Consider the following 16,546-nt stretch of genomic DNA (forward strand, 5'->3'; position numbering starts at 1 on the left):
GCCCTTGCCACGCCTCCTGGGCCGATCCAAGAGGAAAGCCTGCAATGCACGTAGCGGACTATCCATGTGGTGCCGTGCCAGACCTACGCATGCATGACTCCTGCATTCAAGAGAGCCACAGCTTTACCGCCTTGCGCGTATAAGACCAGCGCAGCGCAGCGCGCCAATCGGCGCGTAATGCCTGACGGTAGAAATGCCTGGCCTGGTCGCGCTGCCCGGCCAGTAGGAAGTTACGAAACAGCGATAGGTAACGCTGCGCGGTAAAGGCCCGACGCAGGCACTGCACGCTTTCGGGCAGCCGCCCGCTGGCAAATACCTCATCGACCAGCCGCTCGCCGATCTGCAAGTCATAGGTCAGATTGTGGCGCAGGCTGTCTCCGTGCTTGTAGATACGAGCCATAGGGCTGGCCAGACAGCTGCAGGGGTAACGCGCAAACACCTGGGCAAAGACCGGGATGTCTTCGGCATTGCGGAAAGACTCCGGGTAACGTCCGTGGGTGAAGACCTCGCGGTGCATGGCACAAGCGCCATTCGAGACGGCCAGCGTCTTGTCCAGCAGATAGGCCTTCACCCGCGCCAGCTCGCCCGCGGGCAAAGCGTGCGGGCGATGCAGGGCAACACGCCCATCTTCACGCACGGAATAATGCCCGGCGATGACCAGACGTGTATCCGGATGTTGGTCTAGGTGTGCCGTCAGCTCCGCCAGCGCCCCTTCGACCATTTCATCATCGGCATCGAGGAAGACCAGATAGTCACCCCGGGCCTCGTCTATCCCCCTATTGCGTACAGCCGCCAGGCCCGCATTGTCCTGCCGGATGGAGCGGAAGCCTCCAGGATGCCGCTCGTGCAGGGTAAGCAGCACATCTGGCGTGGCGTCTGTCGAGCCATCATCAATGACCAGCAGCTCAGCCCGTTCATTGAGCTGTGGCATGACCGAATCTACCGCACGCGGCAAAGTCGCCGCATAGTTGTAGGCCGGAATGACAACGCTGACGAGCGGCTTAGACGTGGTCATACCAGTCCTTGCCATCCTTGACCACGAGGATGTCTTCCATGATCAGGTACTGCAGGTCGGAGCCGTAGAACATGTTCAGGGCGTCGGTCGGCGAGCAGATCATCGGCTCGCCGCGGCGGTTCAGCGAGGTGTTCAGCGACACGCCGTTGCCGGTGAGTTTCTCCAGCTCCAGCATCATGTCGTAGTAGCGTGGGTTGTACTCGCGCTTGAGCACCTGGGCGCGCGAGGTACCGTCCTCGTGCACCACTTCGCCGACGCGGCTCTTCCACTCTTCGTTGACTTCGAAGGTGAAGGTCATGAACGGGCTCGGGTGATCGACCTTGAGCATCTGCGGGCCGACGGTGTCGAGCATCGACGGGCAGAACGGCCTCCAGCGCTCGCGGAACTTGATCTGCTCGTTGATCCGGTCGGCCACGCCCGCCACGCTCGGGCAGCCGATGATCGAGCGACCGCCGAGGGCGCGCGGACCGAACTCCATGCGGCCCTGGAACCAGGCCACCGGGTTGGCGTCGACCATGATCCTGGCGATGCGCTGCGGCATGTTGTCGATCTGCTTGAACACCGGCTTGCTCGGGTGACGGGCACAGGCAGCGATCACATCCTCGTTGGAGTAGGACGGGCCGAGGTAGACGTGTTCCATCTTCTCCACCGGTACGCCGCGCTGGTGCGAGACGTAGGCGGCTGCGCCGACCGAGGTACCGGCGTCACCGGAAGCCGGCTGGACGAACAGCTCCTTCACTTCCGGACGGGCGATGATCTTCTGGTTCAGCTTGACGTTCAGCGCGCAGCCGCCGGCGAAGGCGATCTTGCCGGTTTCCTTGATGATGTCACCGAGGTAGTAATCCATCATCTCCAGCGCCAGCTTCTCGAACAGTGCTTGCATGCTGGCGGCGTAGTGGATGTAGGGGTCGTCGGCGATGTCGCCCTGACGTTTCGGGCCCAGCCACTCGATCAGCTTGGGCGAGAAGTAGTAGCCCTTGCCGTTTTCCTTGTAGCGCCGGAAACCGATGACGTTGGCGTAGTCGGTGTTGATGATCAGCTCGCCGTTCTCGAACTTGGCCAGGCGCGAGAAATCGTACTTGGCCGCGTCGCCGTAGGGCGCCATGCCCATCACCTTGAACTCGCCGTCGAGCATCTCGAAGCCGAGGAATTCGGTGATCGCGCCGTACAGGCCGCCGAGCGAGTCCGGGTCGTAGAATTCCTTGATCTTGTGGATCTTGCCGTTCTCGCCGTAGCCGAAGAAGGTGGTGGCGTACTCACCCTTGCCGTCGATGCCGAGGATCGCGGTCTTCTCGGTGAAGCCCGAGCAGTGGTAGGCGCTGGCGGCGTGGGCCAGGTGGTGCTCGACCGGCTCGATCTTGATCTTCTTCAGGTCGAAGCCGAGCTGCTGCAGGCACCACTGGATGTGCTTGTAGTAGCGCTTGTAGCGGCGGTTGCCCATGAGGATGGCGTCGAGGGCGCGGTCCGGCGCGTACCAGTAGCGCTTGGCGTACTGCCAGCGGGCCTTCTCGAAGATGCTGATCGGCGCGAAGGGGATGGCCACCACGTCGACGTCGCCCGGCTTGATCCCGGCCTGCTCCAGGCAGAACTTGGCCGACTCGTAGGGCATGCGGTTCTTCGCGTGCTTGTCGCGCACGAAGCGCTCTTCTTCCGCCGCCGCTATCAGTTTGCCGTCGATGTACAGGGCGGCGGAAGGATCGTGACTGAGCGCGCCGGACAGGCCAAGAATCGTCAGTGCCACAGGTGAAAACCTCTATTCAGGGCAGGTGCCGGGCACCTGCGGTAAACGTTCGTCGAGCAGCTTGAACAGCTGTGAATCAGCCGGCCAGTTGCGCAGAAAGCGGGCGCGATCGCGGGCATAGGCCCGGGCGAAGCTGCGCGCGTTGCGGTGCTGCTGCATGGCATCCAGGTCGATCAGCGACCAGCCACCGTGCAGCTCATCCCAAAACAGGTTGTGTCCCTTGAAATCGCCGTGGCTGATGCGCTCGCGCAGCAAGGCGGCGAACAGGCGATCCAGTGCCAACAGGTCGGTTTCCGGGGGCGATCCGTCATGGAACGCCTGAAAACGCGCGATTATATCCTGCCCGCCGCAGTATTCGGTAATCAGGTAGGCACGCCCGCGCAGCCAGCACCAGCGCCGCTCTAGCACGGCCAATGGCCGCGGGGTGGCAATGCCCAGCAGTTCCAGGCGATGGCCCTCGACCCAGCTGTGCCAGGCCCGGCTGGGACGCCAGAAACGCTTGAGCCAGTGCAGGACGTTCTTGATGTTGTAGCGCTTGACCACCAGCGGCTGCCCGGCCAGCTCCACCCGCGCCACGGTCGCGGCACCACCGGTCTTGTAGATATGACCGCCTTCGATGAGCGCATCGAGGTTGTCCAGCAGCGGCTGCAGGTCGCTCTCCGCTTCACGACGCACCACGCGCAGGCCGAAGGCGCCGACTTGGGCGCTGAACAGACTGCAATCGCGGGCGACCTTCTTCAGATAGTCGCGCAGGCGCCAGCGGCGCACCTTGACCACCTGTTTAAGCAGCACCTCCAGGGGCAGGGCATGCTCGCCGTTGACCAGCAAATAATGCACCAGCAGCTCTTCGGTGAAAGGCTCCAGTTCGGCCGGCAACTGGGCGAAGAACACCCCGAGGTTTTCCAGCACCTTGCCGCGCGACAGCGGCTGGCCGGCCGTTTCAAGCTGCACGCCGCCGCCGTCGATGACGAACAGCCGACCGTCATGCCGCAGCAGGTTGTCCAGATGCAGGTCGGCCTGCCACAGACCCTTGATGTGCAGCTGCGCGATGGCGACCAGTGCCTCGCCCAGCACGACCTGCTGCGCATCGCTGAGCAGCGGCTGGCGCTCCACTGCACGCCAGGCATCCCATAGGCTCTCGGCACCCGCCAGATAATCGAACAGCAGCCAGCCACCCTCACCCGCCTGCCATCCCTGGGCCAGCAGCTCAGGGGTAGCCAGGCCTTGCTCGGCGAGCAGGTTCGTCCCCTGCAGCTCGCGCTGGAAATGCCGCTCGCCCCTGCTACCGACCAGCAGCTTGGCCAGCACCTGACGCCCGCGCCACGTGGCGACGCCAACGTAGCGCTGCTCCGGCAGCACGCGCAGCCAGACATTCACCTTGAGAGACTCGCCATCGCCCAGCAGCAGCTCGAGCGGCAACTGCGGGGTACGACCATGCAGGTGCTGCAGCCTCATCGACGCGATGCCTTGTCTTGCAGGCGCGCCACCAGGTGACGAGACCACTGCTCGACGTCCACCCCACCTCCCAGATAGTCAGCCAGGAAGCGCCCCATCTCCGCTTTGCTCCAGCTACGCGCCGTCCTGCGCAGCAAGGGCTCCAGATCCTTGACCCGATCCCGCTTGCCAAACCACAACGGCCGGGTTTTCTCCAGGTCGATCAGGCACGCCTGGTAATCCTCACCGGCCGCCCGCAGGAAAATGTGCTTGGGGTAGAAACAGCCATGCATCTGCCCCTGCCCATGCAGGTGTGCCGCCAGCCTGGCCACGGCATGCAGCACGGCCTGGCGCTTCGCCGGCGCCAGCTCAGACCACTGATCAAGCAGGCGATAGAGATCCGTCCAACCATCCAGGGCACGGCTCAGCAGGATGGCGCGCCGCTCGCCGGGTGCGCGGCGCTCGGCGAAGAAGGCCGCCTGCAACGCAGGAATGCCAAGTTGCTGGTAGTGACGGATATTACGAAACTCGCGAGCGAAGGTCGGCTCGCCCATAGGGCGACGCAGGCTGCGGGTCAGGTGATTGCTCTGCCGCTTCAGGTAATACGCCGCGCCATCCAGCTCCAGGCGGCACACACTGCTCCAGCCGCCACGCTCGACATTGGGCTCATCCACCGCATCCAACTTGAGCGCCCACAGCGCCTCGAAGCTGGCCAGGCCATGACGTTCGAGGACAGCGCGATCCTCGCTGGCGATAAAGTCGCTCATTCCCTGCCCTCGAAAAATTGCACGATCTGCCGCACGTGACGCTTGTCGCTCGCACTCAGACGCTGGTGCCCGCGATATTGCAGGTAGAAGCGCAGGCGCTGACTGCGCGACAGCTGGCGCTTGGCCACCTTATCCAGGCAGGCCAGGTCCTTGACCATGCGATAGCGCAGCAATGGCCCCCACCAGAAAGCCCCGGCCGGGCAGTCGATCAGAAACAGCTCGGCCCGTTCGTTGACCAGCAGGTTGCGCCACTTCAGATCGTTATGGGTGAAGTGATGCTCATGCATGATCCGCGTGGCATCGGCCAACTGGCGACTGACCTGCTCGACCCAATCGCGGTCGCGCAGGCGTGGATCGTCATGTTTGGCCAGCAGCGCCAGGTCCCGAGTGTTTTCCAACTCGCGGGTGATCAGTGCACCGCGCACGAAGGCCCCAGCCTGACGCTCCAGACCATAGGCGACGATGGGCGCGGTCGGAATCCCCCAGCGAGCGAAATGCTTGAGGTTCTGCCACTCGGCCTTGACCCGCGGCCGCCCGATAAAACGCCGCAGGCCCTTGCCGGCGCCCCAGTAGCGCTTGACGTAATAGCGCACACCCGCGCGCTCGACCAAGATCACCTCGGACAACGGGTCATGGGTCAGGCGGCGCCCCTCCAGGGCAAACACCCGCCGCACATCACCGAATTCGTTGGCCAGTTGCGCGTAGACCGGATCGAGGTACCAGCCCGTCATCAGAGTGCATCCCCATAGCGTTGCTTGCGCGCATACAGCTTGTCCGCCTTGCGTTCCAGCCAGGCCAGCAGCCGGGCCTCGTCGCGCAGGACCTGTCGCAGCGGCTGCGCGCCTTTCAGCGCAGCAAAATAGCCCTGCAAGAAACGAAGCTTGTCGCGCCGGGTCAGGCCGATGTCCAGTGCGGAGAAATACAGCGCCGCCAGGTCCTTGTTGCGCCAGCGCAGGGGCACGGCGCCGCGCACCTGGGCGCGGTGCAGGTCGATCACCGACAGGCGGAAATCGTCCGCCGTCACCGGCCGCTCGGTATGCAGCAGGAAGTGGCAGATGTAGCAGTCGCGGTGGTTGACCCCGGCGCGGTGCATGGCGCCGACCATCCGTGCCACCTCGGCGATCAGCGCGCGCTTGAGGCGTGGCTCGGGCGGCTGCTGACGCCAGTTGAGGCTGAGCTGCTCCAGGTCGGTGGTCGGCGCCAGCTCCTCGGTGACGATGAAGGAGTGCTGGGTCGCCGGATTGGCCCCGCGCTCGCCATAGGCCACGGCGGTCATGGTTGGCACGCCGACCTCGGTCAGACGCTGGATCGCCTGCCACTCCTGGGCTGCCCCAAGCACCGGCAGCTTGGCCGTGAGCAGGTTCTTGACGATCTCGCCCCAGCCGATGCCGCGGTGGATCTTGACGAAGTAGCCGCGCCCGGCGACTTCGGTGCGCAGCGTGCGGCGCCCTTCCAGTTCACGGTAGACCTGGCCCTGCAGGGCCTCGACCGCGGCGAAGGCGTCCTGGCCGGCCCACAGCGACTCGAACGGTTCGGTGAGGATCAGCTTCATGCCCGCTCCGCCAAAATCACATCGGCCGCATGCTGCGGCATGGAATACAGATCCGCCGTATCGGCGAAGGCCAGACCGTTGGCGCCCCAGCGGGCGCGGCCGGCGGTGTCGGCGAGCATCTCGGCGAGCTGGACGTTGAGCCGCTCCTGCTGGAACGGGCTGGCCAGCACGCGGCCAGCATCGGCCTCGGCGATGTAGTGGGCGTAGCCGCAGACGTCGGTGACCAGCACCGGCAGGCCGGAGACCAGCGCCTCCAGCAGCACCGTGCCGGTGTTCTCGTTGTAGGCCGGGTGGATCAGCAGGTCGGCGCCGAGCAGGAAGCGCGGGATGTCGCTGCGCCCCTTGAGGATCTGCACCTGCTCGGAGATGCCGAGGGTCTTGGCCTGCAACTGGAACGCGCGCGGGTCGTCCTGGCCGATGGCGATCAGCCGGGTGCGCTGTTTCAGCTCGCGCGGCAACGCGGCCAGGGCCTTGAGGCTGCGGTCCAGGCCCTTGGTCTTGAAGCCGGAGCCGATCTGCACCAGCAGCAGCTCGTCGCCCGCCAGCTTGAACTCGCGACGGAATTCGGCGCGGATCTCGGCGGCATTGGCCGGCGCGCGGCGATCCGCGGCGATGCCCGGCGGCAGCAGGTGGAAGCGCTCGATCGGCGTGGCGTAGTGCTTGATAAACAGCGGCTGCTGCACTTCGGAGATCATCAGGATCTCGGTCTTCGACTCGGGGGCGAACACCGCCCGCTCGTAGTCGGCGAAGTGCTTGTAGCGCCCCCAGCGCTTGTAGATCGGATTGCGCAGGGTCTGCGCCTTGTCCTCGTAGCAGCCGTCGGCGGCGTAGTAGACATCCAGCCCCGGCATCTTGTTGAAGCCGACCAGCCGGTCCACCGGGTCACGGGCCAGGTCGGCGGCCAGCCAGGCGCTGAACTTCTCGTTGCGGTGATGGTTGAACAGGGCCTTGATCGGCGCCACCCGCACATCGAAACCGGCGGGCACCTCGCCCTCCCAGATCGGCGTGTAGACGCGGATGGCATGGCCACGCTGCTGGCATTCCAGGGCGATGCGCAGGAAGTCGCGCTGCAGGCCGCCATAGGGGAAATACTTGTAGAGCACGAAAGCCAGTTGCATCACACCGTCTCCTGCTGCGCCAGGAGCAAGGCGTTCAGCTCGTTGCCCACGCGCTCGGCGCCCAGCCCGTCGAAACAGGGCTTGTGGCGGTCGCCGCCGCCGGCATCCGGGCCACTGGCGCACAGGTGCACCTGGCCACGCCCGTAGGCGCCGACCCGGCCCGGCAGGGTCGGCCCGTACAGGGAAATGCACGGTACATCCAGCGCGGCGGCCAGATGCCCTAGACCGGTATCTACCGCCACGCAGGCCGTGGCGCCGGCGATCACCTTGGCCACCCCGGCCAGGTTCAGCTTGGGCAGCACGGCGGCGCCATCGATGCCGGCGGCGATGCGCTCGGCGCGCGCCTTCTCGGCCGCGTTGCCCCAGGGCAGGCGGATCGCCCAGCCCTGCCCGGCCATGCGCTGGGCCAGCGCGCGCCAGTCGGCTTCCGGCCAGTGCTTGCTGGCCCAGGTGGTGCCATGCAGGAACAGCAGGTAGGGCTGCGAGCCGGGCGCGGCCATGGCCGCGCGATCCAGGCCGTAGTCGCCGAGGCCGGCCGGCAGCGCATAGCCGAGGGCCTGGGCAAACAGCTGGCGGGTACGCTCCAGGGCGTGCTGGTCCTTGGCCACGGCGTAGCGGCGGTCGTAGAAGCGACAGGCGATCGGCTCGCGCGCCGAGTCGCGGTCCAGGCCGGCCACCGGCGCCGTGACGTACCGGGTCAGCCAGGCACTTTTCAGCAGGCCCTGGGCGTCGAGCACCAGGTCGTAGTCGGCCTCGCCCAGGCGCGCCTTGAAGCGGCGCCAGTCGCCGTTCTTCAGGGTTTGCCAGAGGTTCTTGCGCCAGCGACGGATGGCCACCGGGATCACCTGGGCCACGGCCGGGTGCCAGGCCGGAATCTCGGCGAAGCCCTCCTCCACCACCCAGTCGAACTGGATGCCGGGGATGGCGCGGGCCGCATCGGTGAGCGCCGGCAGGGTATGGATCACGTCGCCGAGGGAAGACGTTTTAATCAGCAGTACCCGCAAACTATTCGACCTCGACCGGATCGGCGACCAGGCGATCCAGCGCCTCGATCACCGGGCGCGGCTTGAGTTCGCGCAGGCAGTTGTAGTGGCCGAAGCGGCAGGTGCGCTCGAAGCACGGGCTGCAGTCCAGGCCCAGGCGCACGATCTCCACCTGCTCGGCCAGCGGCGGGGTGAACTGCGGCGAGGTGGAGCCGTACACCGCCACCAGCGGACGATTCAGCGCGGCGGCCACGTGCATCAGCCCGGAGTCGTTGGAGACCACCGCGCTGGCGGCGGACAGCAGATCGATGGCCTCGGCCAGCGAGGTTTCTCCAGCCAGGTTGACCGCTTCCTCGCGCAGACCGGGAATCAGGCGATTGCGGATTTCCTCGCCGACGGCATGGTCGTTCTTCGAGCCGAACAGCCACACCTGCCAGCCGGCGCGGATCTTCAGCTCGGCGACCTTGGCGTAGTGCTCGGACGGCCAGCGCTTGGCCTCGCCGAACTCGGCGCCGGGGCACAGCGCCAGCACCGGGCGGTCCAGGCTCAGGCCGAACTTGGCCAGGGCCGCGGCACGGCTGGTCTCGTCGATCGCCAGGCGCGGCTGCGGATAGGGCTTGGCCAGCTCGGTGCCGGGCTCGAAGGCGAGCGCCATGAAACGCTCGATCATCAGCGGGTAGCGCTCCTTGTCCAGCGCGCGGATGTCGTTGAGCAGGCCGTAGCGCAGCTCGCCCTTCCAGCCGGTACGCAGCGCAATGTCGGCGAAGAACGGTACCAGGGCGGACTTGAACGAATTGGGCAACAGGATCGCCTGATCGTACTGGCCGGCCAGGGACTTGCCGATGCGCCGGCGGCTGGCGATGTCCAGCACGCCGTGGCCCAGCGGGAAGCTCAGCGCCGCGCGCACCTCGGGCATGCGTTCGAGGATCGGCCGGCTCCACTCGGGCGCCAGCACGTCGATCTCGCAGTCGGGGTGACGCTGCTTGAGGCAGACGAACAGGGTCTGCGCCATCACCATGTCGCCTACCCAGCTCGGCCCAACGATCAGTATTTTCATGTTCATTCCAGAAACGACCAGGGAGGCTTGCGCCTCCCCGTCATGCCGTAGAGGGCGGGTTACTTGACCAGGGTGCGCCACTCCGGGTGGGCACTGGTCTGGCCGGTGACCAGGTCGAAGTAGGCCTTCTGCAGCTTCTCGGTGACCGGGCCACGGCTGCCGATACCGATGGTGCGGCCGTCCACTTCGCGGATCGGCGTGACTTCGGCGGCGGTGCCGGTGAAGAAGGCCTCGTCGGCGATGTACACCTCGTCGCGGGTGATGCGCTTCTCGACCACCTGGATGCCCAGCTCGCCGGCCAAAGTCAAAATGGTGCTGCGGGTGATGCCGTTCAGGCAGGAGGTCACTTCCGGGGTGTACAGCACGCCGTTCTTGACCAGGAAGATGTTCTCGCCGGAACCCTCGGCCACGTAGCCTTCCGGGTCCAGCAGCATGGCCTCGTCGGCGCCGCCGGAGATGGCTTCCTGCAGGGCCAGCATCGAGTTGATGTAGTTGCCGTTGGCCTTGGCGCGGGTCATCGAGATGTTGACGTGGTGGCGGGTGAAGGAGCTGGTGCGCACCTTGATCCCGGTCTGCAGCGCCTCGTCGCCCATGTAGGCGCCCCAGTGCCAGGCCGCGACTATCACCTGGGTCTTCAGGCCGGTGGCGCGCAGGCCCATGGCTTCCGATCCGTAGAACACCATCGGGCGGATGTAGGCGCTTTCCAGGTTGTTCTCGCGCACGGCGGCGCGGGTGGCCTCGTTGATCTCGTCTTTGCTGAACGGGATCTTCATGCCCATGATGTGCGCCGAGTCGAACAGGCGGTCGGTGTGCGCCTGCAGGCGGAAGATGGCCGTGCCCTGCGGGGTGTTGTAGGCGCGCACGCCTTCGAACACGCCCATGCCGTAGTGCAGGGTGTGGGTCAGCACATGGGTGGTGGCGCTGCGCCATTCCACCAGTTTGCCGTCATACCAGATCACGCCATCACGGTCGGCCATCGACATAGTTGCCTGCTCCTCGAGTGTTCGCTTGGTTCATCGGTTGCACTGCCGGTGGCGCGCCGCGAACGGCGGCCGCCGACGGATTCGTTCGGCGCCTCAGCGCAGGCCCAGCTCGCCCCAGATGCGCATCACCCCGCGGCGCTCGGCCGCGAACTGCTCGCCGCCGACCGTACCCGCCTGCTTCTGCAGGGCCTGGCGGTGCGCCGCGGCGCGGTAGGCCTTGTAGGCATCCTGCAGCAGGGCGACGTCTTCGGCGGGGATCAGGCCGGCATCACGCAGGCCGTCGAGAATGCGCATATTGTCGGTGAAACGCAGCAACTGCGGGTGTTCTCGCGACCACGCCAGGGCCGCGTATTGCACCATAAATTCAATATCGACGATACCTCCGGCGTCCTGCTTCAGATCGAAGGAGGTCGCCGCATCGAAGGCATTGGCCGCGGTGCCGGCGGCGGTGGCCGGGCTGCCGAGGTTGTCGCGCATCTTCGCGCGCATCTCGCTGACTTCGCCGCGCAGGGTCGCCAGGTCACGCGGGCGCCCGAGCACCGCCGCGCGCACCCGCTCGAAGGCGGCGCCCACCCGCGGGCAGCCGACCAGCACGCGGGCGCGCACCAGCGCCTGGTGCTCCCAGGTCCAGGCCTCGCTCTCCTGGTAGCGCTGGAAGGCACCCAGGGAGCTGACCAGCAGGCCCGAGGCGCCGGACGGACGCAGGCGCATGTCCACCTCGTAGAGCTGCCCCGAGGTGGTCTGGGTGGTCAGCAGGTGGATGATGCGCTGGCCCAGGCGGGCGAAGAACTGCGCACCATCGATCGGCTTGGCGCCGTCGGTCTCGGCCTGGGAGTCGCCGTCGTGGATGAACACCAGGTCCAGGTCCGATCCATGGCCCAGTTCGATGCCACCGACCTTGCCGTAGCCGACGATGATGAAGTCCGGATCGCACTGGCTGCCGTCGGCGCGCCTCGGCGCCCCGTGCTTGGCCACCGTGTGGCGCCAGGCCAGGGCCAGCACCTGCTCGAGGATGGCCTCGGCCAGCCAGGTCAGGTAGTCGCTGACCTTCATCAGCGGCAAGGTGCCGGCGATCTCCGAGGCGGCCACGCGCAGGCGGTGGGCCAGCTTGAAGTGGCGCAGGGCCTCCATCTGCTGCTCCAGGTCGTCCTCAGGAATGCGCGTCAGGCGCTCGCGCAGCTCGGCGGACAGTTCCTCGCCCTGGGGCGGGCTGAACAGCCGGCCCTCGTTGAGCAGCTCGTCGAGCAGCAGCGGGAAGCGGCTGATCTGCTCGGCGATCCACGGGCTGGCCGCACACAGGTTGAGCAGGCGTTGCAGCGCCGAGGGATTCTCGGTGAGCAGCACCAGGTAGGCCGAGCGCCGCGCCACGGCCTCGACCAGCGGCAGCACGCGCTCCAGCACCAGGTCCGGGTTGGCGTGCTCCACCGCCTGGGCCAGCAGGCGCGGGATAAAGGCATCCAGGCGCTCGCGACCGAGGCGCTGCATGGTGCGCACCTGCGAGCCACCGCGCAGGTCGATCAGGCGCTTGAGCGCCGCCGCCGGTTCACTGAAGCCGGCCTCGGCCAGCTGGCGGCAGGCCGTCTCCTCGTCCAGCGCCTCTTCCCACAGCGGCAGCCATTCGCCACCGATGCACACCTCGACCTCGGCGCCCTCCTCTTCGTCCGGGTCGGCGATGACCTGGCGGAAGTGCCACTCGATGCGTCCGCGCCAGTGCATCAGCTGCTCGTGGAACGCGGCCCAGGAGTCGAACCCCATGATGCAGGCGACCCGCAGGCGATCCTGCTCGTTGTCCGGCAGCATCTGCGTCTGCCGGTCGGCGATGGCCTGCAGGGCGTGCTCGACATAGCGCAGGAACTCGTAGCCCTGGCGCATCTCGACCACCACCGCCGGCGGCAGGTAGCCCTGCCCCTCCAGGGTGGCCAGCACCTTGAGCAGCGGCCGCTGCTGCAGGCTGAGGTCGCGACCGCCGTGGATCAGCTGGAAGGCCTGGGCGATGAACTCGATCTCGCGGATGCCGCCGGAGCCCAGCTTGATGTTGTCGGCCATGCCCTTGCGCCGCACTTCCTGCTGGATCAGCAGCTTCATCGCGCGCAGCGCCTCGATGGCGGAGAAGTCCAGGTAACGCCGGTAGACGAACGGCCGCAGCATCTCCAGCAGTTGCCGGCCGGACTCCTGGTCGCCGCCAACCACCCGCGCCTTGATCATCGCGTAGCGTTCCCAGTCGCGGCCCTGGTCCTGGTAGTACTGCTCCAGGGCATTGAAGCTGAGCACCAGGGCGCCGGACGAGCCATAGGGGCGCAGGCGCATGTCGACGCGGAACACGAAGCCCTCGACGGTGGTGGCATCCAGCGCCTTGATCAGGCGCTGGCCCAGGCGGATGAAGAACTCCTGGTTGTCCAGCGAGCGCCTGACCCCCTCGGTCTCGCCGCCCTCGGCGTAGCCGAAGATCAGGTCGATATCCGAGGACAGGTTCAGTTCATGGGCGCCCAGCTTGCCCATGCCCAGCACCACCAGATGCTGGGGCAGGCCGCTGCGCCGGCCGATCGGCGTGCCGAACTGGGCGCAGTGCTGCGGGTACAGCCAGCGGTAGGCCAGGTCGATACAGGCATCGGCCAGGTCGGACAGATCGCGGCAGGTCTCGCCCAGAGCGGCCAGGCGATTGACGTCGCGCCAAATGATGCGCACCTGCTGGCGATTGCGGAAACGCCGCAGGCGCCGGGCCAGCTCGTCCTCATCGGCGCAGTCGAGCAGGCAGGCCTGCAGCTGGCCGCGCAGCTCCCCCGGCGCCAGCGCGCGCTCCAGCTCGCCGCTGCCGGCCAGCTCCGGCAGCAGCTCGGCATCGCGCTGCACCTGCTGATAGACGAAGTCGCTGAGGGCGCACGCGCGCTGCCAGGCGGCCGCGCGCGCGGCGGGCCAGTCCGCGGACTGCAGGGCACTGGCGCGCTGGGCGAGGGGCTGAAGCGGGGCCGGCAAGGCGGCCAATGACGGCAGGCTCATGGTCTATCCTTGGGAGCGGAACGCGGCACTCGGCGATGGCCGGCGCCGCCTTCCGGCGGTCGAATATTTGTAGTTTTACTACTAAAGATTGTGTCTCCAGCACTGCGCGAGCCGTCGATTTGTAGTAAAACTACAGACAGCCGGTCTAACCCCGGCAACAACGACTTTAACGTAGCCCGCCCAAAAAGCGTGCACGAGCCCAGGCTTTCCGATTCTGGAAGCCTTTCCGCCCTGGAGCAAGCCATGCAAGACCTTGATCCCGTCGAAACCCAGGAGTGGCTGGACGCCCTGGAATCCGTTCTCGACCAAGAGGGCGAGAAACGCGCCCACTACCTGCTGACCCGCATGGGTGAACTGGCCACCCGCAGCGGCACCCAGCTGCCCTATGCGATCACCACGCCCTACCGCAACACCATCCCGGTCGGCCACGAGGCGCGCATGCCCGGCGACCTGTTCATGGAGCGGCGGATCCGCTCGCTGGTGCGCTGGAACGCGCTGGCCATGGTGATGCGCACCAACCTGAAAGACCCGGACCTGGGCGGCCACATCTCCAGCTTCGCCTCCAGCGCCACCCTGTACGACATCGGCTTCAACTACTTCTTCCAGGCCCCAACCGAGGAGCACGGCGGCGACCTGATCTTCTTCCAGGGCCACGCCTCGCCGGGCGTGTATGCCCGCGCCTTCATGGAAGGGCGGATCAGCGAAGAACAGATGAACAACTTCCGCCAGGAAGTGGACGGCAAGGGCCTGTCCTCCTATCCGCACCCCTGGCTGATGCCGGACTTCTGGCAGTTCCCCACCGTGTCGATGGGCCTGGGCCCGATCCAGGCGATCTACCAAGCGCGCTTCATGAAGTACCTGGAAAGCCGCGGCTTCATCCCCGCCGGCAAGCAGAAGGTCTGGTGCTTCATGGGCGACGGCGAGTGCGACGAGCCGGAATCCCTCGGTGCCATCTCCCTGGCCGGCCGCGAGAAGCTGGACAACCTGATCTTCGTGATCAACTGCAACCTGCAGCGCCTGGACGGCCCGGTGCGCGGCAACGGCAAGATCATCCAGGAACTCGAAGGCGTGTTCCGCGGCGCCGAATGGAACGTCAACAAGGTCATCTGGGGCCGCTTCTGGGACCCGCTGCTGGCCAAGGACAAGGACGGCATCCTGCAACGGCGGATGGACGAGGTGGTCGACGGCGACTACCAGAACTACAAGGCCAAAGACGGCGCCTTCGTGCGCGAGCACTTCTTCAACAGCCCCGAGCTGAAGGAGATGGTCAAGGACCTCTCCGACCAGGAAATCTGGAACCTCAACCGCGGCGGCCACGACCCGTACAAGATGTATGCGGCCTACCACCAGGCGGTCAACCACCAGGGCCAGCCAACCGTGGTGCTGGCCAAGACCATCAAGGGCTACGGCACCGGCGCCGGTGAAGCGAAGAACACCGCGCACAACACCAAGAAGGTCGATGTCGACAGCCTGAAGAAATTCCGCGACCGCTTCGACATCCCGGTCAAGGACGAGGAGCTGGAGAACCTGCCCTTCGTCAAACCCGAGCCGGGCAGCGCCGAGGCGCGCTACCTGCAGGAGCGCCGCGACAAGCTCGGCGGCTTCGTGCCGCAGCGCCGCGCGCAGAGTTTCAGCATCCCCACCCCGCCCCTGGAAACCCTCAAGGCCATCCTCGACGGCACCGGCGACCGCGATATTTCCACCACCATGGCCTTCGTGCGCATCCTCGCCCAGCTGGTCAAGGACAAGGACCTGGGCTCGCGCATCGTGCCCATCGTGCCGGACGAGGCGCGTACCTTCGGCATGGAAGGCATGTTCCGCCAACTGGGCATCTACTCCTCCGTGGGCCAGCTGTACGAGCCGGTCGACAAGGACCAGGTGATGTTCTACCGCGAGGACAAGAAGGGCCAGATCCTCGAGGAAGGCATCAACGAGGCCGGCGCCATGTCCAGCTGGATCGCCGCCGGCACCTCGTACTCCACCCACAACCAGCCGATGCTGCCGTTCTACATCTTCTATTCGATGTTCGGCTTCCAGCGCATCGGCGACCTGGCCTGGGCCGCCGGCGACAGCCGCGCCCGCGGTTTCCTGATCGGCGGCACCGCCGGACGCACCACGCTGAACGGCGAAGGCCTGCAGCACGAGGACGGCCACAGCCACATCCTCGCCGCGACCATCCCCAACTGCCGCACCTTCGACCCGACCTACGCCTACGAGCTGGCGGTGATCATCCGCCACGGAATCAAGGCGATGACCGAGGAGCAGCAGAACGTCTTCTACTACATCACCGTGATGAACGAGGCCTACGCCCAGCCGGCCATGCCGGAAGGCGTCGAGGACGGCATCATCAAGGGCATGTACCTGCTCGAAGAGGACAAGAAGGAAGCCGCCCACCACGTGCAACTGCTGGGCAGCGGCACCATCCTGCGCGAAGTGCGCGAGGCGGCGAAGATCCTGCGTGACGAGTTCAACATCGGCGCCGACGTGTGGAGCGTGCCGAGCTTCAACGAACTGCGCCGCGATGGCCTCGCCGTGGAGCGCTGGAACCGCCTGCATCCGGGGCAGAAGCCGCAGCAGAGCTACGTCGAGCAGTGCCTGGCCGGACGCAAGGGCCCGGTGGTGGCCAGCACCGACTACATGAAGCTGTTCGCCGAGCAGATCCGCCAGTGGGTGCCGAGCAAGGAATACAAGGTGCTCGGCACCGACGGCTTCGGCCGCAGCGATTCGCGGCAGAAGCTGCGCCACTTCTTCGAGGTGGACCGCTACTGGGTGGCGCTGACCGCCCTGGAAGCCCTGGCCGAGCGCGGCGAGATCGACGCCAAGGTAGTGGCCGAGGCCATCGTCAAGTTCGGGTTCAACCCCGACAAAGCCAACCCGCTGGATTGCTGAGGAGCTGAGC

The 16,546-nt window shown here is 66.4% G+C and carries 12 protein-coding genes; 1 reads left to right on the plus strand and 11 read right to left on the minus strand.

Translation table 11 applies throughout. The features are described from left to right. Positions 1-106: 106 nt before the first annotated feature. The 11 genes from F3I62_RS09310 to glnE form a co-directional block, all read right to left on the minus strand. Positions 107-1,015, minus strand: coding sequence for a glycosyltransferase family 2 protein (locus F3I62_RS09310; RefSeq protein WP_160489365.1), 909 nt, complete (start codon positions 1,013-1,015; stop codon positions 107-109). Then, complete coding sequence (locus tag F3I62_RS09315; RefSeq protein WP_160489366.1) at positions 1,002-2,756, minus strand: carbamoyltransferase; 1,755 nt, start codon at positions 2,754-2,756, stop codon at positions 1,002-1,004. The genes F3I62_RS09310 and F3I62_RS09315 overlap by 14 nt, the downstream gene beginning before the upstream one ends. Before the next feature lie 12 nt (positions 2,757-2,768). Next, positions 2,769-4,211: a lipopolysaccharide kinase InaA family protein gene (locus F3I62_RS09320; RefSeq protein WP_160489367.1), complete on the minus strand. Its 1,443-nt coding sequence runs from the start codon at positions 4,209-4,211 to the stop codon at positions 2,769-2,771. Further along, positions 4,208-4,957, minus strand: a complete 750-nt coding sequence (locus F3I62_RS09325; protein WP_160489368.1) for a lipopolysaccharide kinase InaA family protein — start codon at positions 4,955-4,957, stop codon at positions 4,208-4,210. Before F3I62_RS09325 ends, F3I62_RS09320 begins: the two co-directional genes overlap by 4 nt. Beyond that, positions 4,954-5,688, minus strand: a complete 735-nt coding sequence (locus F3I62_RS09330; RefSeq protein WP_160489369.1) for a lipopolysaccharide kinase InaA family protein — start codon at positions 5,686-5,688, stop codon at positions 4,954-4,956. The genes F3I62_RS09325 and F3I62_RS09330 overlap by 4 nt, the downstream gene beginning before the upstream one ends. Beyond that, entirely contained in the window at positions 5,688-6,509 is an 822-nt protein-coding gene (gene rfaP / locus F3I62_RS09335) for a lipopolysaccharide core heptose(I) kinase RfaP (protein WP_160489370.1), read from the minus strand. Before rfaP ends, F3I62_RS09330 begins: the two co-directional genes overlap by 1 nt. Next, entirely contained in the window at positions 6,506-7,627 is a 1,122-nt protein-coding gene (locus F3I62_RS09340) for a glycosyltransferase family 4 protein (protein WP_160489371.1), read from the minus strand. Before F3I62_RS09340 ends, rfaP begins: the two co-directional genes overlap by 4 nt. After that, positions 7,627-8,631, minus strand: a complete 1,005-nt coding sequence (waaC, locus tag F3I62_RS09345) for a lipopolysaccharide heptosyltransferase I (protein ID WP_160489372.1) — start codon at positions 8,629-8,631, stop codon at positions 7,627-7,629. The genes F3I62_RS09340 and waaC overlap by 1 nt, the downstream gene beginning before the upstream one ends. 1 nt (position 8,632) lies before the next feature. Beyond that, positions 8,633-9,667 (minus strand): lipopolysaccharide heptosyltransferase II, encoded by a 1,035-nt coding sequence (waaF, locus tag F3I62_RS09350; protein ID WP_160489373.1) that lies wholly within the window; start codon positions 9,665-9,667, stop codon positions 8,633-8,635. Between the two features lie 59 nt (positions 9,668-9,726). Then, on the minus strand, positions 9,727-10,650 hold the full coding sequence (locus tag F3I62_RS09355) for a branched-chain amino acid transaminase (protein ID WP_160489374.1): 924 nt from the start codon (positions 10,648-10,650) through the stop codon (positions 9,727-9,729). A 93-nt stretch (positions 10,651-10,743) separates the two neighbouring features. Further along, entirely contained in the window at positions 10,744-13,647 is a 2,904-nt protein-coding gene (glnE, locus tag F3I62_RS09360; protein WP_160489375.1) for a bifunctional [glutamate--ammonia ligase]-adenylyl-L-tyrosine phosphorylase/[glutamate--ammonia-ligase] adenylyltransferase, read from the minus strand. A gap of 243 nt (positions 13,648-13,890) precedes the next feature. On the opposite strand from glnE, the gene aceE reads away from it, so the two are divergent. Further along, positions 13,891-16,536: a pyruvate dehydrogenase (acetyl-transferring), homodimeric type gene (gene aceE / locus F3I62_RS09365; protein WP_160489376.1), complete on the plus strand. Its 2,646-nt coding sequence runs from the start codon at positions 13,891-13,893 to the stop codon at positions 16,534-16,536. The last annotated feature ends 10 nt before the right edge of the window (positions 16,537-16,546 follow it).

Source organism: Pseudomonas sp. R-28-1W-6 (assembly GCF_009799925.1).
In the GTDB taxonomy this organism is placed as follows: domain Bacteria; phylum Pseudomonadota; class Gammaproteobacteria; order Pseudomonadales; family Pseudomonadaceae; genus Aquipseudomonas.

Coding starts and splice junctions, on each gene's coding strand:
- rfaP (WP_160489370.1), bottom strand. CDS start 6,509: ATGAAGCTGATCCTCACCGAACCGTTCGAGTCGCTGTGGGCCGGCCAG.
- F3I62_RS09320 (WP_160489367.1), bottom strand. CDS start 4,211: ATGAGGCTGCAGCACCTGCATGGTCGTACCCCGCAGTTGCCGCTCGAG.
- glnE (WP_160489375.1), bottom strand. CDS start 13,647: ATGAGCCTGCCGTCATTGGCCGCCTTGCCGGCCCCGCTTCAGCCCCTC.
- F3I62_RS09340 (WP_160489371.1), bottom strand. CDS start 7,627: ATGCAACTGGCTTTCGTGCTCTACAAGTATTTCCCCTATGGCGGCCTG.
- F3I62_RS09355 (WP_160489374.1), bottom strand. CDS start 10,650: ATGTCGATGGCCGACCGTGATGGCGTGATCTGGTATGACGGCAAACTG.
- F3I62_RS09325 (WP_160489368.1), bottom strand. CDS start 4,957: ATGAGCGACTTTATCGCCAGCGAGGATCGCGCTGTCCTCGAACGTCAT.
- F3I62_RS09330 (WP_160489369.1), bottom strand. CDS start 5,688: ATGACGGGCTGGTACCTCGATCCGGTCTACGCGCAACTGGCCAACGAA.
- F3I62_RS09310 (WP_160489365.1), bottom strand. CDS start 1,015: ATGACCACGTCTAAGCCGCTCGTCAGCGTTGTCATTCCGGCCTACAAC.
- aceE (WP_160489376.1), top strand. CDS start 13,891: ATGCAAGACCTTGATCCCGTCGAAACCCAGGAGTGGCTGGACGCCCTG.
- waaF (WP_160489373.1), bottom strand. CDS start 9,667: ATGAAAATACTGATCGTTGGGCCGAGCTGGGTAGGCGACATGGTGATG.